Origin of the sequence: Actinopolymorpha singaporensis (assembly GCF_900104745.1) — a bacterium.
Lineage (GTDB): Bacteria > Actinomycetota > Actinomycetes > Propionibacteriales > Actinopolymorphaceae > Actinopolymorpha > Actinopolymorpha singaporensis.
In genome coordinates, this window is the sequence record NZ_LT629732.1 from 2,177,572 (window position 1) to 2,199,132 (window position 21,561).

The 21,561-nt window shown below is 70.7% G+C and carries 21 protein-coding genes; 15 read left to right on the top strand and 6 right to left on the bottom strand.

Annotated features, from left to right (window positions below):
• Positions 1-154 precede the first annotated feature (154 nt).
• Entirely contained in the window at positions 155-1,843 is a 1,689-nt protein-coding gene (ctaD, locus tag BLU27_RS09965; protein WP_092652642.1) for an aa3-type cytochrome oxidase subunit I, read from the top strand.
• A gap of 144 nt (positions 1,844-1,987) precedes the next feature.
• Complete coding sequence (locus BLU27_RS09970) at positions 1,988-2,287, top strand: hypothetical protein (protein WP_241827892.1); 300 nt, start codon at positions 1,988-1,990, stop codon at positions 2,285-2,287.
• Positions 2,288-2,409: 122 nt separating this feature from the next.
• Here BLU27_RS09970 and BLU27_RS09975 read toward each other — a convergent pair whose 3' ends face one another.
• The 3 genes from BLU27_RS09975 to BLU27_RS30835 form a co-directional block, all read right to left on the bottom strand.
• Complete coding sequence (locus BLU27_RS09975) at positions 2,410-3,714, bottom strand: GNAT family N-acetyltransferase (RefSeq protein WP_092652644.1); 1,305 nt, start codon at positions 3,712-3,714, stop codon at positions 2,410-2,412.
• A 90-nt stretch (positions 3,715-3,804) separates the two neighbouring features.
• A complete protein-coding gene (locus BLU27_RS30830; protein WP_277869289.1) occupies positions 3,805-3,927 on the bottom strand; it encodes a hypothetical protein in 123 nt (40 codons plus the stop codon).
• Between the two features lie 90 nt (positions 3,928-4,017).
• Positions 4,018-4,140 carry a hypothetical protein gene (locus BLU27_RS30835; protein WP_277869289.1) on the bottom strand — a complete coding sequence of 41 codons (123 nt, stop codon included), beginning with the start codon at positions 4,138-4,140 and terminating at the stop codon, positions 4,018-4,020.
• Between the two features lie 603 nt (positions 4,141-4,743).
• Between BLU27_RS30835 and BLU27_RS09980 the strand changes: the two genes are divergently transcribed.
• The 3 genes from BLU27_RS09980 (at position 4,744) to BLU27_RS09990 (ending at position 8,116) form a co-directional block, all read left to right on the top strand.
• Entirely contained in the window at positions 4,744-5,535 is a 792-nt protein-coding gene (locus BLU27_RS09980) for a phytanoyl-CoA dioxygenase family protein (RefSeq protein WP_092652646.1), read from the top strand.
• A 331-nt stretch (positions 5,536-5,866) separates the two neighbouring features.
• Positions 5,867-7,234, top strand: coding sequence for a C40 family peptidase (locus BLU27_RS09985; RefSeq protein WP_092652648.1), 1,368 nt, complete (start codon positions 5,867-5,869; stop codon positions 7,232-7,234).
• A gap of 21 nt (positions 7,235-7,255) precedes the next feature.
• A complete protein-coding gene (locus BLU27_RS09990) occupies positions 7,256-8,116 on the top strand; it encodes an SAM hydrolase/SAM-dependent halogenase family protein (protein WP_092652650.1) in 861 nt (286 codons plus the stop codon).
• A 105-nt stretch (positions 8,117-8,221) separates the two neighbouring features.
• Here BLU27_RS09990 and BLU27_RS09995 read toward each other — a convergent pair whose 3' ends face one another.
• The gene (locus tag BLU27_RS09995) at positions 8,222-8,713 is read right to left on the bottom strand and encodes an inorganic diphosphatase (protein WP_092652652.1); all 492 of its coding nucleotides are present in this window, start codon (positions 8,711-8,713) and stop codon (positions 8,222-8,224) included.
• 317 nt (positions 8,714-9,030) lie between these two features.
• On the opposite strand from BLU27_RS09995, the gene dacB reads away from it, so the two are divergent.
• The 6 genes from dacB (at position 9,031) to folE (ending at position 17,074) form a co-directional block, all read left to right on the top strand.
• Complete coding sequence (dacB, locus tag BLU27_RS10000) at positions 9,031-10,770, top strand: D-alanyl-D-alanine carboxypeptidase/D-alanyl-D-alanine endopeptidase (protein WP_092652654.1); 1,740 nt, start codon at positions 9,031-9,033, stop codon at positions 10,768-10,770.
• A gap of 179 nt (positions 10,771-10,949) precedes the next feature.
• Positions 10,950-12,164: a zinc-dependent metalloprotease gene (locus BLU27_RS10005; protein ID WP_241827893.1), complete on the top strand. Its 1,215-nt coding sequence runs from the start codon at positions 10,950-10,952 to the stop codon at positions 12,162-12,164.
• Positions 12,165-12,241: 77 nt separating this feature from the next.
• Positions 12,242-13,258, top strand: coding sequence for a tRNA lysidine(34) synthetase TilS (tilS, locus tag BLU27_RS10010; RefSeq protein ID WP_092652656.1), 1,017 nt, complete (start codon positions 12,242-12,244; stop codon positions 13,256-13,258).
• An 85-nt stretch (positions 13,259-13,343) separates the two neighbouring features.
• The gene (gene hpt / locus BLU27_RS10015; RefSeq protein WP_092657489.1) at positions 13,344-13,898 is read left to right on the top strand and encodes a hypoxanthine phosphoribosyltransferase; all 555 of its coding nucleotides are present in this window, start codon (positions 13,344-13,346) and stop codon (positions 13,896-13,898) included.
• 434 nt (positions 13,899-14,332) lie between these two features.
• Positions 14,333-16,357 carry an ATP-dependent zinc metalloprotease FtsH gene (gene ftsH / locus BLU27_RS10020; RefSeq protein ID WP_092652658.1) on the top strand — a complete coding sequence of 675 codons (2,025 nt, stop codon included), beginning with the start codon at positions 14,333-14,335 and terminating at the stop codon, positions 16,355-16,357.
• Positions 16,358-16,477: 120 nt separating this feature from the next.
• Positions 16,478-17,074, top strand: coding sequence for a GTP cyclohydrolase I FolE (gene folE, locus BLU27_RS10025; protein ID WP_449712150.1), 597 nt, complete (start codon positions 16,478-16,480; stop codon positions 17,072-17,074).
• A gap of 196 nt (positions 17,075-17,270) precedes the next feature.
• On the opposite strand, the gene BLU27_RS10030 is transcribed toward folE, so the two are convergent.
• Positions 17,271-17,534 carry a DUF2795 domain-containing protein gene (locus BLU27_RS10030; protein ID WP_092652662.1) on the bottom strand — a complete coding sequence of 88 codons (264 nt, stop codon included), beginning with the start codon at positions 17,532-17,534 and terminating at the stop codon, positions 17,271-17,273.
• Positions 17,535-17,681: 147 nt separating this feature from the next.
• On the bottom strand, positions 17,682-18,773 hold the full coding sequence (locus tag BLU27_RS10035; protein ID WP_092652664.1) for an alpha/beta hydrolase: 1,092 nt from the start codon (positions 18,771-18,773) through the stop codon (positions 17,682-17,684).
• A gap of 240 nt (positions 18,774-19,013) precedes the next feature.
• On the opposite strand from BLU27_RS10035, the gene folP reads away from it, so the two are divergent.
• From folP to BLU27_RS10055, 4 genes are all read left to right on the top strand, one after another.
• Positions 19,014-19,856: a dihydropteroate synthase gene (gene folP / locus BLU27_RS10040; protein ID WP_092657491.1), complete on the top strand. Its 843-nt coding sequence runs from the start codon at positions 19,014-19,016 to the stop codon at positions 19,854-19,856.
• Positions 19,857-20,047: 191 nt separating this feature from the next.
• Positions 20,048-20,410: a dihydroneopterin aldolase gene (folB, locus tag BLU27_RS10045; protein ID WP_092652666.1), complete on the top strand. Its 363-nt coding sequence runs from the start codon at positions 20,048-20,050 to the stop codon at positions 20,408-20,410.
• Entirely contained in the window at positions 20,407-20,973 is a 567-nt protein-coding gene (folK, locus tag BLU27_RS10050; RefSeq protein ID WP_092652668.1) for a 2-amino-4-hydroxy-6-hydroxymethyldihydropteridine diphosphokinase, read from the top strand. Before folB ends, folK begins: the two co-directional genes overlap by 4 nt.
• Positions 20,974-20,978: 5 nt before the next feature.
• Positions 20,979-21,467, top strand: a complete 489-nt coding sequence (locus tag BLU27_RS10055; protein WP_157728384.1) for a DUF3180 domain-containing protein — start codon at positions 20,979-20,981, stop codon at positions 21,465-21,467.
• Positions 21,468-21,561: the final 94 nt, after the last annotated feature.

Sequence of the window (21,561 nt, forward strand, 5' to 3'; positions counted from 1 at the left end):
GTTCTCGCCGAACGCCGACGGGTGAGAGAACTCTTCGAACAACGGTCCTCGCGACCGATGTCTCGCAGTGCCGCACAATCGGTCCACCGGCCTTACGTTTCGGTTTTTGTGGCCCGGGCAACGATCCATGTTGGATCGCAGTCCGGGGGACTTGATGGCTACTCAAGTGCGGGGTGTGTCGCGGCCTGGGCCGGTGGTACGCCGCAGTATCGGAACTCTCGTCGTCCATTGGCTGACGACGACCGATCACAAAGTCGTCGGCAAGCTGTACCTCGTCACGTCCTTCGTCTTCTTCCTGGCCGCCGGCGTGATGGCGATGTTCATGCGCGCGGAACTCGCCCGCCCCGGACAGCAGGTCTTTCGCGGCGACCGAGGCGTGCTGCTCTACAACGAGTTCTTCACCATCCACGGCACCGTCATGTTGTTGTTGTTCGCGACCCCGTTGTTCGTCGGTTTCGCGAACGTCATCATGCCGTTGCAGATCGGGGCGCCGGACGTCGCGTTCCCGCGGATGAACATGCTGAGCTACTGGATGTTCCTGTTCGGCGGACTGATCGTGCTGTCGTCGTTCGCCGACCCCGACGGCGCGGCGGCCTTCGGCTGGACGGCGTACACCACGCTGAGCGGACCGACCTACTCGCCGACCTTCGGTGGCGACCTGTGGGTGATGGGTCTCTACCTCGCCGGGCTGGGCACCATCCTCGGTGGGGTCAACTTCATCGCCACGATCGTGTGCCTGCGCGCGCCGGGCATGACGATGTTCCGGATGCCCATCTTCACTTGGAACGTGTTGCTCACCAGCATCATGGTCATCGTGGCGTTCCCGGTGCTCGCCGGAGCGTTGCTCATGTTGGAGGCCGACCGCAGGCTGGGCGCGAAGGTCTATGACGCCACGTCGCACGGGCCGCTGCTGTGGCAGCACCTGTTCTGGTTCTTCGGCCATCCCGAGGTCTACATCATCGCTATTCCCTTCTTCGGGATCATCACCGAGATCATTCCGGTCTTCAGCCGCAAGCCGCTGTTCGGGTACGTCGGGATGGTGGCTGCCACGATCGCCATCTCGGCGCTGTCGATGGCGGTGTGGGCGCACCACATGTTCGCCACGGGCAGCGTCGAACTGCCGTTCTTCTCGTTGATGACGTACTTCATCGCGATCCCGACGGGGGTGAAGTTCTTCAACTGGATCGGGACGATGTGGCGGGGCTCGGTGACGTTCGAGACGCCGATGCTGTGGTCGATCGGTTTCCTCGTGACGTTCCTCTTCGGCGGGCTGACCGGGGTGATCCTCGCGTCGCCGCCGCTGGACTTCCAGGTCACCGACACCTACTTCGTGGTGGCCCACTTCCACTACGTCGTGTTCGGGACCGTGGTGTTCGCGATGTTCGGCGGCTTCTACTTCTGGTGGCCGAAGATGACGGGCCGGATGCTGGACGAACGACTGGGGAAGATCCATTTCTGGACGCTGTTCGTCGGATTCCAGTTGACCTTCATGGTGCAGCACTGGCTCGGCGTGGAGGGAATGCCGCGCCGTTACGTGGACTACCACCAGGAGGACGGGTTCACCACCCTCAACACCGTGTCCACCATCGGTGCGTTCCTGCTCGGCATGTCCACGTTGCCGTTCCTTCTCAACGTCTTCGTCTCGCGCAACCACCCGAAAGTGGAGCTCGACGACCCCTGGGGTTGGGGTCGCTCGCTGGAGTGGGCGACGGCGTCACCCGCACCGCGCCACAACTTCACCTCCATGCCCCGGATCCGGTCCGACAGTCCGGCATTTGATCTGCATCATCCCGAGATCGCGAGATTGGAGATCGAGGACAACACCCCCGCAACAACACCCTGAGAATCCGAACGGGACGAAGTTCGCCGGCGTACGCGCCCTTGTCGGGGGGCGAGGCCGCAGGTGCTCGGCGTTTCGATCGGAGGATGTGATCACTTCCCCGTGCATCACACATTTTCCGATTACCTGCGAAGGAGGAGGGTCGGGATGACCGAGAATTCCACGCTGGACGTGGGCACCGGCGTAAGGCTCGTATCCGAGGAACGGGGCGAGTACGGTGCCGGGCACATTCCGGCACCGCGCGTGGAGCCCGAGGGCGCGAGGGGCCGGGGCCGGCCGTCGCTGGGTGGGCAGGGTCGCTCGCCACAGGTGACGTTCCGTGCTCCGCCTGCCCTTCGGGCGATGGCCGAGGAGCAGGCTGCGCGGGACGGCAAGACCGTGTCCCAGCTCGCTCGCGAGGCGTTCGAGATGTACCTCGCCAGCAAGGGCGGCGCCGGGCTCGGCTGAGCCCGGTGACGGGCGGGCAGCGCCCGGGAGTTCCCGGGCGCTGCCCGCTGCTGTCGACCGCCGGTGAGCCAGAACGGTGAACCGGAGCCGCGAGTCACCAGCCGCGAATCACCAACGGCGAATCAGAAGCCGGAGAAGAGGTACGGCGCGGCGGGCGGGAACATCGTGCGCAGTTCCTGGGCAGTCTCGGCGTCGACGGTGCCGTAGCCCTGCAGCGCCAGCTCTGCCGGGTCGATGACGCCGTAGACCAGGGCGGCCAACCCGTGCGAGGTCAGCCGCGCCGTGGCTCCGGTGCCCGCGCCGTTGCCGCCGGACGCGCTGCCGGAAGTGACCTCGAGCGTCCCGCCGCGTCCGTCCAGCGTCCAGGTGCCGGCCACGAACGGGTCGTCCACCACCTCGATCGTCGCCCGGGCGGTGCCCGTCGTGATCCCGGCCAGCCCGGGCACCGACAGGACCCGGCCCATCGGTGAGCTGTGGTTGGGGCCGCTGACCTTGGTCTCGTCGTCGTAGGCGAGGTCGACGTACCACAGGTCGGGGCGCTCGTCCGGCGGCAGCTCGAACGTGAACGAGCTGTACTGGTCGTGATGCCGGGCCAGCCACTGCAGCAGGAGCGTCCGCCCGATCGGGCCGCGGGTGAGCAGCTGCCGGCCCTGGAGCTCCTCGCCGAAACCGTTGGTGCGGTACAGCAGCGCGCCGACGATCTCACCCTCGTGGCGGGCGAGGGCGATCCAGTGCTTGTTCTCCTTCGCCACTCCCACGGTGCCGGCCCGGTTGAAGACCGAGAACCCGTGGCGCTCGCCGAGCAGCGTCTCCAGCAGCGCGTAGTAGTCGTCGAACACCTCGCCGATGCGGTGGACGCTCACCTCGCCGGGCACCTCGACCCGCAGCATCCGCTCCAGGCCGCCGGCCTCCAGCCGGATGTTGCGCGGCTTGGGGAACCCGACGTAGCCGAAGCGTTCGTAGAACGACTGCCGGAACGGGTAGAGCGTGCTCAGCACGTGCCCGCTGTCGCGCATCTGCTCGTGCATCCGGGTGAGCAGAGTGCGGACGTGACCGCGCCGGCGGGCCTTCGGGTGGGTCGCCACCCCGCTGATCCCGACCATCGGAAACACCGAGCCGCGGACGTTGTGCCGCATGGAGATCCCGCCCACGACGGCCTCCGCCTCGCCGCCGCCGAACGCGACCAGGTTGACCCGGGAGTCGTCCTCACCCTCGCCGGAGGCGAGCTCGGTCCGCCAGCGGTCGACCGTCTCGTCGGAGACAGGTGAGCCCTGGAAGGCGTACGCCCACAGCGGGTAGGCGGTGGTGAGGAGCTCCTCCCCGCTCACCGCACGGATCGTGGGGGCTGCGTCGGCTGGGACGTCCTGGGCCGCGACAGCGGGCGAGGCGGCAGTCGGGGTGGTGGCCGGGTCCGGGATGGTGTTCACAGTCGGCGACCCTAACGGCCGCCACCCCCGATGGCCCAGAGGGGCGACCGCTCGCAGGGGCCGGGGACGTTCGCCAGAGCGAGGCGCTGCTCACCAGGAGGTGTCGCTCACCGAGAACGCCTGCTCACCGAGTGGTGTGGGCGCCGCCGTTCGGGCCGCGACAGCGGGCGAGGCGGCAGTCGGGGTGGTGGCCGGGTCCGGGATGGTGTTCACAGTCGGCGACCCTAACGGCCGCCACCCCCGATGGCCCAGAGGGGAGACCGCTCGCAGGGGCCGGGGACGTTCGCCAGAGCGAGGCGCTGCTCACCAGGAGGTGTCGCTCACCGAGAACGCCTGCTCACCGAGTGGTGTGGGCGCCGCCGTTCGGGCCGCGACAGCGGGCGAGGCGGCAGTCGGGGTGGTGGCCGGGTCCGGGATGGTGTTCACAGTCGGCGACCCTAACGGCCGCCACCCCCGATGGCCCAGAGGGGAGACCGCTCGCAGGGGCCGGGGACGTTCGCCAGAGCGAGGCGCTGCTCACCAGGAGGTGTCGCTCACCGAGAACGCCTGCTCACCGAGTGGTGTGGGCGCCGCCGTTCACGGCAGCACCTGGCCGGTGATGTGCCGCGCGCCGTGATCCCCCGCGTGCCGAGCTCGGCGGCGGCGCCGAGATTCCAGTTGGCCGAAGGCCGCCTTGGCCGCGCCGTACGCCCCGGCGCCCTTCTCCGCCGCGATCGACGTTGGCGGTGCAGTTCGTGCGCCACTGCTCGGAGAGAGACTCCAGGCTGTCCGGCTCGTCGAGGTCGAAGTCCGGCGGCCTCGAACCGCAGGGCGACGGCGCGGTCGATGCCGGTGCCCCCGCCGGTGACCACCGGGACATGGTGGCTCCTTCGGACGGGAGCGGGTGCGCGTCCCAACGTACCGAGGGGTTTGGCCGAGTGTGGCCCAGCGAACCGGCAGCGGGTGGCACCTGCCCGTACTCGTGCCAGGATCATCGCCAGACGCCAAGCACGCCAGTACCGGCGACCACCCACGAGGGGGCGGCATCCCATGACGACGAGCGGCGTACTCGAATGGCGCAGCGACGTCGACAGCACAGGTCGGCTCGAACCCGAACTCGTCGAGCGCTACCGTCGCGACGGCTTCGTCCGGGTGCGAGGCGTACTCGATCGTGCGGAGGTCGAGCATTTCCGTGACGCGGCCGAGCGCTTCCTGGAGGCGCACCGGTCGGAGAGTCTCGCGAAGGACCGGGTGTTCACCCAGCTGGTTAACGTCTGGCGCCAGGACCCGACGATGAGCGAGCTCACCCTGCACCCGCGACTGGCGGGGGTGGCCGAACAGCTCGCCGGAATTCCGTTGCGCATCTGGCACGACCACATGCTGGTGAAGGAGCCGCACAACGAGGCGCCCACGGAGTTCCACCAGGACCGGCCGTACTGGCCGCACACCGGTGACCGCCATTCGCTGTCGGCCTGGATCGCGCTGGTCGACGTGCCACCCGAGCGCGGATGCATGACCTTCCTGCCCGGCACGCAGGAGCTGACCGGGTTCCGCCCGCAGAACCTCCGCGACGAGGAGGACCTCTTCGACCTCGACCCGTCGCTTCGCTGGGTGCCGCGGGTGACCGTTCCCCTGCGGGCCGGCGACTGCACCTTCCACTGCAGCTACACCGGCCACATGGCGACCCCCAACCGCACCGACCAGGCGCGGCTGGCGCACGTGGCCATCTACATGGACGCCGAGACGAAGTTCTCCGGTGCACCGCACCCGGTGACCGAGCCGCTCGATATGACCCCTGGAGAACCGCTGGCCGGGGAGATGTTCCCCCGGCCCGGCCGCTGACGAATTCTTATGCCGGTTGGCTTCTGCCCGGCCCGCCGAGCGAGAGTTCGGTCGTACAAAGGCTTTCTGCCGGGCACGGTCTTTGTGTCGTAGGAAGCCTTCTGTGGCAGGTGTTCCGGGAGCTTTCGCTGTCGCGAGGTCGGCCCATCCCCGAATGCCGGTGACACGGGCTTCCGCGGGTTTCCTGCGTCTTTTCACCACCGTGACCGGACTGGCCAACCTTGACGGGGCAAAGGCGTTTCGCGGCCTCCTTCTGATAGGTACGTTCCGAGCGGCAGGTGTTGGTTGTTCTCTGGCGGGCGTCGTCCCCGCCCGCGAGGAGGCGATCGCCGTGGAGCCACCCGACGTGGACTCGTCCGGCCCGTGCTCGTCACGGCCGGGCCGGGGCGCGCGGGAAACGCTCGCCCTGCTGATCGGTGTGGCGGTGGTGACCACCGCTGGTCCCGCGGCGGCGGAACCCCCTGACCCGCCGAGCATTCCGAGCCGGCACCAGGTGGAGGTCGCGCGCGGGCGGGCCGCGGACGCGGCGGCCGACGTCGGCCAGGTGCAGGCCCGGCTCGCCGAAGCCGATGCCCGGCTGCGCGCCCTCGACGTCGCCGCGCAGACGGCCGTGGAGGCCTACGACACCGCTGTCTACGGACGTACGAAAGCCGGCCGGGCCGCGCGTGCCGCGGCCGCACGGGCGGACCGGGCACGTCGCCAGGTGGAGGAACGCCGACGTGAGGTGGCTCGCCTGGCAGTCGCCGACTACAGCCAGGACGGCCGGCTGACCGAGATCGTCGCCTACCTGGACGCCGAGGGCCCGCGGACCATGCTGGACCGTGCGTCGACGGCCTCGATGGTGTCCACCTCCGCCAACAACGCGTACCAACGACTGCGCGCCGGCCAGGCGGTCTCGCACGTGCTCGCGCAGGAGGCCGCCGCCTCCGCGGGCGTCGTCCGCCGACGGGCAGCGGAGGCGGACCGGGCCAGGCAGCAGGCCGTGGCGGCGCTGAGCACGCAGACCCGGGCCGTCGATTCGATCGAGGCCGAGAAGGCCGCTCTCGTCGCCCGGCTCGCCGACCTGCAGAACATCTCCACCGACCTGGCGGCGAAACGTCAGGCAGGGCTGGCCGAGCAGGCACGCCGTGGCGCGGAAGCGGCGCGCCGACGTGCCGAACAGGCCGAACGCGCGCGCCGCAACGCCGACCGCGGGCAGGATCGGGCCAACAACAACGGCAACGACGACAACGGCCACAAGGACCACAAGGGCCACGAGAGCAAGAACGACAACGATGGCGGCCGCAAGCATGGCGGCAGGCCCTCGCCGGGCAGGGGCGGCGGGTCGTCGCGTCAAGGCGAGCTTGCGGTGGCGTACGCGCTGGGACAGCTCGGCGAGCCGTACGTCTTCGGCGCCGACGGCCCGGGTAGCTGGGACTGCTCGGGACTGACCATGCGGGCGTGGGAGAACGCCGGCATCTCGATGCCGCACTTCGCCCGCGGACAGTACTGGCAGTCGCAGCGGATCGGGCTGGGCGAAGTACGTCCGGGCGACCTGTTGTTCTGGGCGAGCAACCCCCGTGACTCCAACACGATCTACCACGTGGCGATGTACATCGGGAACGGCAAGATGGTGCAGGCGCCGCGCCCCGGCCGCGACGTCGAGGTCAGGTCGATGTTCTACATGGGCAGGCCCACCCACTTCGCCCGGCCGCGCTGAGTCCCGGCACAATCGGCGAGCATGCCGGACCTGATCGCCTTCCTCACCGACTACGGCACGCGGGACGGTTTCGCCGCCGTCTGCCACGGGGTCGCCGCGACCCGGGCACCGTCGGCGAGGGTGCTCGACCTCACCCACGACGTGCCGCCACAGGACGTACGCCATGGCGCGACCGTGCTGGCGCGGGTCGCCCGCCACCTGCCACCGGCGGTCTACGTCGCGGTCGTCGATCCCGGAGTCGGGACGGCCCGCCGGGGACTGGCCCTGCGGGCCGGATCGAGTGTGCTGGTCGGTCCGGACAACGGACTGCTGCCACCGGCGGCGGACGTGCTCGGCGGAGTGTCCGACGCGTACGCGCTCACCAATGGCGAGTTGTGGCTGCCGGAGGTGGACCGGACGTTCCACGGACGGGACGTGTTCATGCCGGTCGGGGCGTTCCTCGCCGGCGGCGGATCCCTCGGCGACGTGGGTGAGCAGGTGGCCGTCGACTCGCTGGTGCGGTTGCCCGCGCCCGCAAGGACCAGAACGGCCGCCTCGCTGACGTGCGAGGTGACGTACGTCGACCACTACGGCAACGTGCAGTTGGCGGGGGACGCTGCCGACCTCGCGGTGCTGGGCGAGTGGGCAGCGCAAGGCTGGGTTGACGTTGCCACGGCCGGACCGGAGGAGGCGCGCGAGCCGGGCGCACCGGGTGAGGGGGAGGGCGTACGGGATCGAGCCCGGGTCGGCCGGGCGTTCGGCGACGTGCCGGCCGGTGAGCTCCTCACCTATCTCGACTCCGACCGGCGGCTCGCGCTGGCGGTCAACGAGGGCTCGGCGGCTGCCCGGCTGCGGGTTCGAGGCGGCTCGCTGGTCACCGTCGGCGCGCCGGCGGAAGGGTGATCGGCCGGCCCCGAACCGTCACCTGGTCACCGTTCGGAGCTGACGACACCACCGACGGTCAGCAGTGCGGTCCGCGCAGAACCAGCGGCCGGGCCAGAGGATGGATCAGTGGCTCCCGTTGTCCTTCGCGCGCTGGATCGAGGCGAGGATCTCCTGCTCGGCCTCGGCCCGGCCCACCCAGGTGGCACCCTCGACCGACTTGCCGGGCTCGAGTTCCTTGTAGACCTCGAAGAAGTGCTGGATCTCCAACCGGTCGAACTCCGGCACGTCGTTGATGTCCTGCAGGTGGGCCAGCCGCGGGTCCTTGGAGGGGACGCACAGAACCTTGTCGTCGCGGCCCTTCTCGTCGCGCATCCGGAACATCGCGATCGGCCGGGCACAGATCAGGCAGCCCGGGAAGGTCGGTTCCTGGAGCAGGACGAGGGCGTCGAGCGGGTCGCCGTCCTGGCCGAGGGTGTCGTCGATGAACCCGTAGTCGGCCGGATACTGCGTGGCGGTGAACAGCGTCCGGTCCAGCCGAATCCGGCCGGTCACGTGATCCATCTCGTACTTGTTGCGCTGACCCTTGGGGATCTCGATCGTCACGTCGACGTCCACAACGCCTGCCTTTCGTCTCCAGAACCTGCCCGCACAGTGTCCCGCACGTACGGAGTTGGCGGTGGCGGGGCGTTCGGCGATCGGCCGCGGCGAACGTCCGAACGGTGAGGTCTGAACGGCCCTGGACGCCCCCCGGACGGATGCAGCCGGGGGGAGGGCCGCGGCAGGTCGGTGCTGTCCAACACGTAAGGTCACCCGGCAGGTCGGGGTATCTGGACGGTGGGCTTTCCGGGGTGAGCCCTCCGGTGCTGTCGCACGTTTCGTGCCGCGCCGGGGAATCACCCACCCGCCGCCGGCGGATCGGGGAGGGACGACAGGTGCCGGATCGACGAGACGACAGGCATGCCCACGGCGGCGAACCCGAGGGGACCGGCCGCGAGGGGACCGGTCGCGAGGAACTCGGGCGGGAGGGCGCCGGGCGCGAACCCAGCGCCGGCTGGTGGGCGGACGAGCGCCGGCGGCGCCAGGCCGAACGCGCACACGACGCCGAGAACCACGCGTCCGTGGACGACAACCTGTCCACGCCATCCGCGGAGGACCACCCGCCCACGCCATCCGCGGAGGCCCACCCGCCGACCCCGGCCGGGAAGTCTCTGATGGAGACCGGCATCCCCGGGCCCCGGCGGCGCCTGACCGGGGTTGGGGTGGCGATCCTGGTGGTCTGTGCCCTGGTGGTCGCCGGCGTCACCGTGGTGGCGACCGGCGCGGTCCGCCTGGGCGGTTCCGGAGCCGGCGTCGCGCAGTCGCCCGGCCCGGGGCGTACCTCCGTCTCTTCGCCGGCGGCGAGTCCGTCGCCCACCAGAGCGGCGGCGCGGGCCGTCCTCCTGCCACCCGGTGAGGTGCTGCCGACCGCCACCGGCCTGGCGGCGGCCCTGAAGTCCGCGCTCGGCGTACCCGAACTCGCCAAGCAGCCCACCTCGGTCGCCATCCGGGACGTCACCTCGGGCCGCCTGCTCTACGGCAAGGACCAGTCGACCGGTTTCATCCCGGCGTCCACCACGAAGCTGCTCACCAGCACCGCGGCGCTCGGTCTGCTCGGTCCGGACCACCGGTTCACCACCAAGGTGGTCCGCGGCGCCAAGGCGGGACAGGTCGTCCTGGTCGGCGGCGGCGACCCGTCCCTGGCGACCGCGGCCGCGAGGAGCCGGATCGTCGATCCCGCGCGCAGCTTCCGCGACGCCCCGACGGTGGACGGCCTCGCGGCGCGGACCGCCAGGGCGCTGCGGGCCGCCGGCACCACGTCGGTGGGCGTACTCGTCGACGACTCGTTGTTCTCCGAGCAGGTCAATCCCAACTGGGAGGAGCAGTACGTCCCGACCGGCGTGGTGGCCCGGATCTCCGCGCTGTGGGTGGACGAGAACAAACTGTCCTGGCCTTCCCAGCTGCCGCGGGCGAAGGACCCGGCGCTGGCGGCCGGTGACGCGTTCGTGGCCGCCCTGAGCAAGAACGGCATCACCGTCACCGGCGGACCAAGCCACGGCCGGGCACCGGCGAAGGCTGCCACCATCGCGTCGGTCCAGTCGCCGCCGCTGTCCGACCTCGTCGAACACGTCCTGCTGGTCAGCGACAACGACGGCGCGGAGATCCTCGCCCGGCAGGTGGCGGTGGCCTCGGGAAAGCCGGCGACCTTCGCCGGAGCGGCTGCGGCCGTCAAGGGCGAGCTCACCCGTCTCGGCGTCGCCGGGGCCGACAAGATCTCGTTGTACGACGGAAGCGGGCTGTCCCGGCACAACCGGATCAGCGCCGACGTGCTCAGCAAGGTTCTCGTGGTGGCGTCCCGGTCGCAGAATCCGAAGCTGCGCCCGCTGCTCACCGGCCTGCCGATCGCCGGCTTCACCGGAAGCCTCGCCCGGCGCTTCGGCGACTCGGAGGGAGTGGGCCTGGTCCGGGCCAAGACCGGCACGCTGAGCGGAGTGTCCTCGCTGGCCGGCCTGGCGACCACCAAGGACGGCGCCACGCTGGCCTTCGCCGTGATGTCGGACAAGGCCACCAAATACGACCCCCATGGGGCGATCGACAACCTCGCGGCCAAGCTCGCCACCTGCGGTTGCCGTTGAGCGGTACCGGTCCGGGGGCGGGCGCTTGCGGCGCCGGCCCCGGTCCCGGACCGACCCCGGGGACCCACCCCGGGACCTGCCCGGGAAGCCCCCGGGCACCTTCAAGGACCTGCCCTGGTCCGGCCCGGAGCTTTCGCATCGCTCGCTGGAGCGTCGGCGGGAGCGCGTACGGTGGGGGAATGAGTCAAACCGAGGCAGCTGACGGCATCGACTCCATGGTCGACTGGGACCTCGCTCTCACGACCGCGCGCCGTCTTCTCCGACCCGGACCCGACGTCAGCGTCGACGAGGCGCGACGGGTGGTCGCCGACCTTCGTGAGTTCGCCCAGCAGGCCGAGGGACACGTTCGCGCCTTCACCGGACTCCGGGCCACCGGCGCCCGGGCTCCGGTCGTGGTGGTGGACCGTGCCGGCTGGACCCAGGCCAATGTCGACGCGTTCCGCCAGATCCTCCAGCCGCTGGCCGAGAAGCTGGCCGAGCGGCGTGGGCTCGACTCGCCGATGGGCGCCCTGGGGTCGCGGGTGACCGGCGTCGAGACCGGCGCCCTGCTGGCGTTCCTGTCCAGCAAGGTGCTCGGGCAGTTCGACCCGTTCTGGTCCGACGACACCCCGGCGACGGTGCCCGAGCCTCGGCACAGCGCGGAGCAGCCGCACGGCGCCGGACCCGGCACGTTCGTCGAGCCGGTCGGTGGCCCGGACGGGCACTCCGCGGAAGTGGCGGCGACGGTGCCCCCGGTGGGCCGGTTGCTGCTGGTCGCTCCCAACGTCGCCCACATCGAACGAGAGCTCGAGGTCGACCCGCGCGACTTCCGTCTGTGGGTCTGCCTGCACGAGGAGACCCACCGCGTGCAGTTCACCGCCGTACCGTGGCTGCGTGACCACCTGCGTGGCCAGATCAGGTCGTTCCTGGAGCACACCGACCTCGACCCGAGTGCGGTGTTCGGCCAGCTCCGTCAGGCTCTGGAGCAGGTCGGCCGGATGGCGCGTGGCGGCGGCGACCAGGGCATGTCGTTCCTCGACCTGGTGCAGACCCCGGAACAGCGGGAGGTGCTCGACCGGGTCACCGCCGTCATGTCCCTGCTGGAGGGCCACGCCGACGTCGTGATGGACGGCGTCGGACCGGAGGTCATCCCGTCGGTGGCCACCATCCGCGACCGCTTCCAGCAGCGCCGGGGCGGCGGCAACTGGCTCGACCAGCTGCTCAAGCGACTGCTCGGCCTGGACGCGAAACTTCGGCAGTACCGCGACGGCGCGGCGTTCGTGCGCACCGTCGTCAGCCGGGTCGGCCAGGACGGCTTCAACCAGGTCTGGTCCGGTCCGGACGCTCTTCCGACCAAGGCGGAGATCACCGACCCCGACGCATGGGTGCGGCGGGTGCACGGCTTCCCCAACTGACCGGCGTCCAGACACGACCGAACCAGCTACCGAAACACCAACCGAACCAGCAACCGAACCGGAGCGAAGGCTGATCCATGGGGCCGCACCCCGCCGTCGCCTCGGTCCGGCTGGCGGTCCGGCGGGCACTCGCCGACCTCCCACCAGGGGCGCGGGTGCTGGTGGCCTGCTCCGGCGGTGCGGACTCCACCGCTCTGGCCGCTGCCACGGCGTTCGAGGCCGCGCGGGCGGACTGGTCCGCCGGTGCGGTGACCGTCGACCACGGGCTGCAGGCCGGGTCGGCCGAGCGCGCCGCCGAGGTCGAGGCGTTCCTCCTCGACCTCGGCCTGTCGCCGGTGGAGACGGCGACCGTACGCGTCGAGGGGGGCGGCGGACCCGAGGCGGCCGCCCGGCGAGCCCGATACACCGCGCTGGACGCGGTGGCCGACCGGCACGGCGCTGCCGCCGTCCTGCTCGGGCACACCCTCGACGACCAGGCCGAGACCGTGCTGCTCGGACTGGCCCGCGGCTCCGGTACGCGTTCGCTGGCGGGGATGTCGCCCGGCGGCACCGCGGCCGGGCGCTACCGCCGCCCTCTGCTCGGCCTGACCCGTGCCACCACCGAGGCGGCCTGTACGGCGGAGGGCCTGCGGTTCTGGTCCGACCCCCACAACCTCGACCCGGCGTACACCCGCTCCCGGGTGCGCCACCACGTGCTGCCGGTGCTCGAGCGCGAACTCGGGCCCGGCGTCACGGCCGCCCTGGCCCGCACCGGTGACCTGCTCCGCGACGACGCCGACGCACTGGACGAGTGGGCCGGCGAGGCGTACGCGAAATGTCGTACCCCCTGGCCGGCCGACGGGCCGGCCCATGACGAAGGTGCGGTGGTGCTCGGGGTGGAGGCGCTGGCGGCGCTGCCGGCGGCGATCCGGCGCCGGGTACTGAGGCGGGCGGCCCTGGCCGCCGGTTCCCCCGGCACCGACCTCACCGCCGGCCACCTCGCCGCACTCGACGCCCTGGTCACCGACTGGCACGGCCAGGCGTGGGTTGAGGTGCCCGGCGACGTCCGGGTCACCCGGCGTGACGGAGAGATTCGCCTGCGCCGGGAGCGGTGACGCGGGCGCGGGGTGCGGGTCCGCACGCCCGGGAAGGTGTGGGACGCTGACGCCAGATGCCCGGTTCGAGATGCGGAGCTGCGCGGTGGACCCCGAGCACATCAGTCAGGACCTGAAGGCCGTCCTCCTCACCGAGGAGGAGATCCAGAACAAGATCCTCGAGCTCGCCGCCGCGGTCGAGCGCGACTACGAGGGCAAGGAACTTCTGCTCGTCGGCGTGCTGAAGGGCGCGGTCATGGTGATGGCCGACTTCGCCCGCGCTCTGACCCGACACGCCGAGATGGACTGGGTGGCGTACTCCTCCTACGGCTCGGGCACCCGCTCCTCGGGTGTCGTGCGCATCCTGAAGGACCTCGACACCGACATCACCGGGCGCAACGTGCTCATCGTCGAGGACATCATCGACACCGGGCTCACACTGTCCTGGCTGGTGGCCAATCTGCGGTCCCGGGGTGCGGCGTCGGTGGAGATCTGTACCCTTCTGCGCAAGCCGGAGGCGGCCAAGATGGCCGTTTCGGTGAAGTACGTAGGTTTCGACATTCCCGACGAGTTCGTCGTCGGTTACGGCCTGGACCACGCCGAGCGTTACCGCAACCTGCGCTGTGTCGGCACGCTCGCACCACACGTGTACTCCGACTGAACGGCTCGGCCCGAACCACCCGGATCGGTCCGGACCACCCGGATCGGTCCGGACTGAGCAGTCGGCCGGGCGGGCATCCGGACAGGAGAGGCGCCGTAAGGGAGGTCGATCGGGGAGCAGTCGCCACGACCGCACGAGGTCGGCGCGTCGCTCGGCGTGCCGGTTCGGGGTGTTTCGCCCAGATCCGCACCACTAACGGATCGCTGGTGGGAACACTCGACCTGACCTGCGACGTTGCGTCTGTTGAGATAGGCGGGCCAGAGTACGCCGTGGTGTGTCGGCCGAGCGGCCGGTGTACCGTCGTACTCTCCTCACGTCGTGGGGCAAGAGCGGTGCGATCACCGTTCGAGGGACGGTCGTTCTGAAGCACCGCAGCGCCCACCTGGCGATGCGGAACGATGAGCAGGAGGGACGGGGCCGAAAGCCCCGGGAGTATGGACGTCAAGCGATTCTTCCGCGGGCCGATCTTCTGGATCGCCGTACTCATCATCGCGATCCTGTTCGTCGGCGAACTCGCCTCACGGTCGGGTGGGTTCCAGGCCACCGACACCTACAAGGTCGTCGACCAGATCCGGTCCAATCGCGTCGCCTCCGCCGTCATCGTCGGCGGCACCGACCAGGAGATCCGGATCACCACCAAGGACGGCAAGAAGCTGCAGGCCGCCTGGGTGAACGGCCAGGATCTCGAGCTGCAGAAGCTCCTCCAGCAGAAGGCCGACCAAAAGCAGCTGCCCCAGGGCTACAACGTCGAGATCGCCCAGCCCAGCCTGTTCGGGTCGCTGCTGTCGACCCTGTTGCCGTTCGTGCTGATCGCCTTGCTGTTCCTGTTCCTGATGAACCAGTTCCAGGGCGGCGGCAGCCGGGTGATGAACTTCGGCAAGTCCAAGGCCAAGCTGATCAGCAAGGACACCCCGAAGTCCACGTTCAACGACGTCGCCGGCTGCGACGAGGCGATCGAGGAGCTCGGCGAGATCAAGGAGTTCCTGCAGGAGCCGGCCAAGTTCCAGGCCGTGGGAGCGAAGATCCCCAAGGGCGTCCTCCTCTACGGCCAGCCCGGCACCGGTAAGACCCTGCTGGCCCGCGCGGTCGCGGGTGAGGCCGGCGTCCCCTTCTACTCCATCTCCGGTTCGGACTTCGTGGAGATGTTCGTCGGCGTCGGTGCCTCCCGGGTGCGCGACCTGTTCGAGCAGGCCAAGGCCAACGCGCCCGCCATCGTCTTCATCGACGAGATCGACGCGGTGGGGCGGCACCGCGGTGCCGGTCTCGGCGGCGGCCACGACGAGCGCGAGCAGACCCTCAACCAGCTGCTGGTCGAGATGGACGGTTTCGACGTACGCGGCGGCGTCATCCTGATCGCGGCGACCAACCGTCCCGACATCCTCGACCCGGCACTGCTGCGTCCGGGCCGCTTCGACCGGCAGATCAGCGTGGAGGCCCCCGACCTGATCGGCCGGCACAAGATCCTCCAGGTGCACGCGCGCGGCAAGCCCGTCCAGCCCGACGTCGACCTGATGGCGGTGGCCCGGCGCACCCCCGGCTTCAGCGGTGCCGACCTGGCCAACGTGCTGAACGAGGCGGCGCTGCTCACCGCCCGGCAGAACAAGAAGCTCATCGACGACGACGCGCTCGACGAGGCCATCGACCGCGTGATCGCCGGGCCGCAGAAGCGCACCCGCCTGATGAGCGACAAAGAGAAGAAGATCACGGCCTACCACGAGGGCGGACACGCCCTGGTGGCGGCGGCGCTGCCGGGCACCGACCCGGTGCACAAGGTCACGATCCTTCCGCGCGGCCGGGCACTCGGCTACACCATGGTGCTGCCGGACGAGGACAAGTACTCCACCACCCGGTCGGAGATGCTGGACAAGCTCGCCTACATGATGGGTGGCCGGGCCGCGGAGGAGCTCGTCTTCCACGACCCGACGACCGGCGCGGCCAACGACATCGAGAAGGCGAGCGCGCTGGCCCGGGCGATGGTCACGCAGTACGGCATGACCGAGCGTCTCGGCGCCATCCGGTTCGGCGAGAACAACGGCGAGCCGTTCCTCGGCCGCGACATCGGCCACCAGCGCAACTACTCCGAAGAGGTCGCCGCGCTGGTCGACGAGGAGGTCCGCCGCCTGGTCGACACCGCGCACCAGGAGGCGTTCGACATCCTGGTCGAGAACCGCGACGTCCTGGACAACCTCGTGCTGGAGCTGTTCGAGCACGAGACCCTGGACAAGGGCGAGATCGAGGCCATCTTCCAGCCGATCCGCCGGCGCCCGATCCGGCCCGCCTGGACCGGGTCGCCGACCCGCCGTCCGTCCGACATCCCGCCGGTCGACGCGCCGAAGGTCGCGCTGTCGCCCAACGGCAACCAGCCCGAGGGCGGGCTGGTGATCGCGCCGTCGCCGGAGGGCGAGTCGGACGTGCAGGGCGGACGCCCCACTCCGGGGGACCACGCCGAGCCGTCGTGACGCCCTGGCGGGGTCGACGGGCGACGACGACCGGCGACGACCGACCACCGGGAATTCCACGAGGCACAAGGGACCGACGACAGGACTGCCGTGACCGCAAAGGCGACAGGCGTGACTGACGTGAGAGATCTGCACGAAGCTGCCGAGATTCCGCCGTTCGACCACGGCCGGGCCGAGCGGGCGATCCGTGAGCTGTTGCTCGCCGTGGGGGAGGACCCCGACCGCGAGGGGCTGCACGACACCCCGGCCCGGGTGGCCCGGGCGTACGCCGAGATGTTCGCCGGCCTGCGGATGACGCCGGAGTCGGTGCTGACCACGACGTTCGACCTCGGCCACGACGAGATGGTGCTGGTCAAGGACATCGAGGTGTGGTCGGTGTGCGAGCACCACCTGGTGCCGTTCACCGGCAGCGCGCACATCGGCTACATCCCGAACGCCGAGGGCCAGATCACCGGGCTGTCCAAGCTGGCGCGGCTGGTCGACGTGTACGCGAAGCGGCCACAGGTGCAGGAGCGGCTCACCACCCAGGTGGCGGACGCGCTGCTGCGCATCCTGTCTCCCCGAGGCGTCATCGTGGTGATCGAGTGCGAGCACCTGTGCATGACCATGCGGGGCGTACGCAAGCCGGGCGCGAAGACCGTGACCTCGGCGGTGCGCGGTCAACTGCGGGACCCGACCACCAGGGCCGAGGCGATGAGCCTCATCATCGGCGCCTGAGCAGACCGGACAGCCTGAGTTCGAAACCCAGCGGACAGCTGAGACCGAGCGGTGCCGGCGGCGCTCCTGGCAGGGAGAGCCGCCGGCACCGTCGTACTGCTCAGAGGGATTCGTACCGGAGGGACTCGAACTGCGCAGGGGGGACCCCGCCTGCGCAGAGTGATTCGGGTGGTGCCTCGAGGCCGCTGACCTCGCCCTACAACCCGACCGGGACCTGCGGCATGTGTACCCACAGCTGGCGCTGGTGGATGTAGTGCCGGTCGGGGATCTGCTCCAGCAGCGAGACGACTTCCCGTCGGGCGCCCTGGGCACGTGCCGCCTGGACGAGCTGGCCGCGGGAGGCGGGGCCGGTCGCGAACGCGTCGTCGAGGATCTCGAGGATTTCGACCCGGGTGACGGGCTCGGCGGGCACGACGTCGGCCGTGGGGGTGACGGTGACGTCGGCGGTGGCGGGGCTCATGACTCTCCTTTCACGTGGGCGGCCGGAATCTCCGCCGCCATTTCGAGCTGTGACCCATCCCTCACCCGCAGTCAACGTACCAAAGGTCCTCGGCCTTCGGGCCCTTCCCCCGCGAATCCGTGGCATTCCCCGGGAATCCCCGGACGATCAGCGCAGGGCGTCGAGCAGCATGGGCAGCGAGCGGTGGAGTTCGCGTTGCCAGTAAGGCCAGCTGTGGGTTCCGGGCCCGTAGAAGTGGGTCTCCAGGCGAGGTGCTCCGGCCTGCCGCAGCCGGTCGGCCAGCACCCGATTCTCGGACTCGAAGAGCGTCTCGTACGCGCTCGTTCTCCCCGGCGGGTCGAGCGGCCCCGCCTGGCCGTTGCCGCAGGACAGGTAGAGCGGGATGCGCCGCAGTTGGCGCACCAGGTCAGCCGGGTTGTGCGCTGCCCACACGCTCGCCTGGGCGGTTGGGTCGCCCCACAACTTCAGCGGGTCGTCGACGTAGCCGCCCACCAGGTCGAGGACGAACTGCGTCGCCCCCGGCGTGTGCCGGGTGTCGACGACGCCGCTGTACGACGCGGCGGCGCGGAACATCCCCGGATGCCGGCCGGCGTACGACAGCGCGCCGAAGCCGCCCATGGACAGGCCGGCGACCACCCGGCGGTGACCGGCGCCGTAGTCGCGTTCGACGATCCGGCGTACCTCGGTCAGGTGGAACCGCTCCCAGGCGGGCGGACCGGCCTGCCCGGCGTTGTACCAGTCGCTGTAGAAGCCGACGTTGCCCGCCTCCGGCATCACCACGAGGACGTTCCGCAGTGAGGGGATGCCGGCCACGTCGGTGAGCGCAGTCCAGCTGGTGTAGTCGCCGCAGCACCCGTGCAGCAGGTAGAGCACCGGCCAGTGCCGGCCCGGCCGCCGGCGCTCCCAGCCGTCCGGCGTCAGCAACCTCACCTTGGCGGTCGTACCGAGCGCCGGTGAGTCGATCGTCAGGTCGACCTGGCGGGGCGCGACCTGCTCCTCCTCGACGACCCGGGCACCGCCGGCCGCCGCGGTGGCGTCGGCGGCGGTGGCCTTCGGAGTAGTACCCGGTGTGGCCGCTCGGGCTGCCCGGACCGGCAGCGCCACGGTGACGAGGGCGGACAGGGCGAGCAGGAACGCGGCGAGGAGGACGGCGACGCGACGGGTGTCGGAGCGAGGCTCTACGATCGCCGCGCGGGCGACGCCAGACGGCGCCGCGGATCTGGTGGGGTCGAGGGGCATCCGGTGACCTCCCGGTTCGGGTGGCAGGGCTGGCGGCCGGCCGACGTTGGGCTGATGGGGTCGATGTCGAGCTGGTGTCGGCCTGAAGGTCGTGGTGGCCTGACCGTGCGTCAAGGCCCGCCGCCGACGTTGGCCACCGGCGCCGGGCGCCACGAGACGAAGTGAGGTGAGGTCGTGCGGGTGAGCGGTGTACCCACGGCGTACCTCCCTGGCCTGCCCCAGCCCCGCCGTGCGCTGGTGATGGGGGTGCTCAACGTCACGCCCGACTCGTTCTCCGACGGCGGCCAGTGGCTGGAGCCCGACAAGGCCATCGCCCACGGCCACGAGTTGCTCGCCGAAGGCGCCGACCTGCTCGACGTGGGCGGTGAGTCGACTCGTCCCGGAGCGGACCGGCCCTCGGAGGAGGAGGAGCTGGCCCGGGTCCTGCCGGTCGTCCGGGCGCTGGCCGGCGCCGGGGCGCTGGTCTCGGTCGACACCATGCGCTCCCGGGTCGCCCAGGAGACTGTCGAGGCCGGTGCGGTGATGGTCAACGACGTGTCCGGTGGCCTGGCCGATCCACGGATGCTGCCCTTCGTCGCGGCCGCGGGCGTTCCGTACATCTGCATGCACTGGCGGGCGCACGCGGCGCAGATGCAGCGGCACGCGACCTACGACGACGTGGTCGAGACCGTGGTCAGTGAGCTGAGCGACCGGTTGGCCGCCGCCGAGGCCGCCGGGGTCGCTCCGGAGCTGCTGGCGGTCGACCCGGGTCTGGGGTTCGCGAAGACGGGCGAGCACAACTGGGCACTGCTGGCCGGGTTCGACCGGCTCGCCTCGCTCGGCCGTCCGGTGCTGATCGCCGCCTCCCGCAAGACGTTTCTGGGAAACCTGCTGGCCGACCCCGAGACCGGCCAACGGCGACGCACAGTCGACCGGGACGACGCCAGTGCGGCGGTCGCGGTGCTGGCGGCGGCGGCCGGTGCGTGGTGTGTCCGATCCCATGCCGTCCGGCCAACTCTGGACGGCGTCAAGGTGGCCGCCGCCTGGGGCGCGGCTCCGGCGGGACACGAGACCGGCCGCGACCGACCGGAATCCCACCCGTGATCACCGCCGGGCGACGTCCGCGAACACGCTGTGACCTGGCCATGAGCAGGTGGTGAACACTGTGAAGGTCGCTTCCTCGCCCTGCCGTGAGCCGTGCGACGGACGAAACAAACAGGCCCCTCGGGTTGTCGTTATGACAGGGCACGCCGGTACTGTCTGGCCAGGGATGTTTCGACCGGGAGGAGGACATAGTGGCTGATCTGATCACCCTGCGTGGGCTCCGCGTGTTCGGCCACCATGGTGTCCACCCGGAAGAGCGCGCACAGGGTCAGACCTTCGTGGTCGACGTGGCACTCGGCGTCGACACCCGGCCGGCGGCCCTGGCCGACGACCTTTCCCAGACGCTCGACTACTCACTGCTGGCGACCCAGGTCGCCGACGCCGTGGGCAGGCAACCCGTCGACCTCATCGAGACGGTGGCGCAGCGCGTCGCCGATCTGTGCCTCGACCACCCCCGGGTGGAGCACGTAGAGGTCACCCTGCACAAGCCCGAGGCGCCGGTCGGGCTTCCGCTCGACGACGTCGCCGTGACCATCCACCGGAGCCGTACGTGAACGAGACCCCCAACCCGCACATCATCGACGCCGACACGTTGACCGGTGGGTTCCGCCCGATCCGGCGGGTCGTGGTCGCACTGGGCAGCAACCTGGGCGATCGGGTGGCCAATCTGCAGGGTGCCCTGAACGCGGTGGCCGACACCCCGGACGTCGAGGTCGTCGGGGTCTCGCCGGTCTACGAGAGCGCGGCCGTCGGCGGCCCCGAGGGGTCGCCCGACTTCCTGAACGCCGTGGTGGTGGTCGACTCGACGCTGCACGCCCGCACCCTGCTGGAGCGGGCACTGGCGATCGAGGACGCCTTCGGCCGGGTCCGCACCGAGCCGGGCGCTCCCCGCACCCTCGACGTCGACCTGGTGGTGGTCGGCGACAAGGTGATCCAGGAGGACGACTTCGTGCTCCCGCATCCCCGCGCCCACGAGCGGGCGTTCGTGGTCCTCCCATGGGCGTCGGTCGACGCCGACGGCGTGATCCCCGGCCAGGGACGGGTCGGCGACCTCGCCGGCCAGGTGGACACCACGACGATCACCCGCGTGGACGGCCTCGAGTTGCGCATCGAGTGAGACCGGTGCGTACGACGCGGCCAGCGGTACTGGTCGCCCTGATCCTGATCGGTGGTGCGGTCGCCTGGAGCGGCGTCGCCATCCTGCAGGCGATGGGTCAGACGGTAGGGCGAACCCCATGGTCCGCGCCCGGCGGACTGGCGTTCTTCGCCGCCCTGCTGCTGCTCGGCGCGTGGTACATGTACGACCGGATCCACCGCAAGCAGCGCTCGGTCGACGGGCTGACCGCCGTCCGACTGCTCGCCCTGGCCAAGGCCAGCGCGCTGGTGGGCGCGCTTGCCACCGGCGTCTACGCCGGGATCGCGATCCGGTTCCTTCCCAGCGCCGACATCCCCGACGTCCGCACCCGGGTGATCCGGGCGGTGGTGACCGTCGTCGCCGCCGTGGCCGTCATGGTCGGCGGGCTGTTGCTCGAACGCGCCTGCAAGGTGCCGGAGGACCCCGACCAGGAAGAGCGCGCTGCGCGGCGCGGCGGGAACGGCCGCCAGTCGTGAGGCGCAGGCGTCGTATGTGTGCGGCGCCGCATCGGACCCCGTGCTCCAGATGGCGTGAGCCATGCCAGTTCGTCCTGGTTTGGTATCGCCAGCA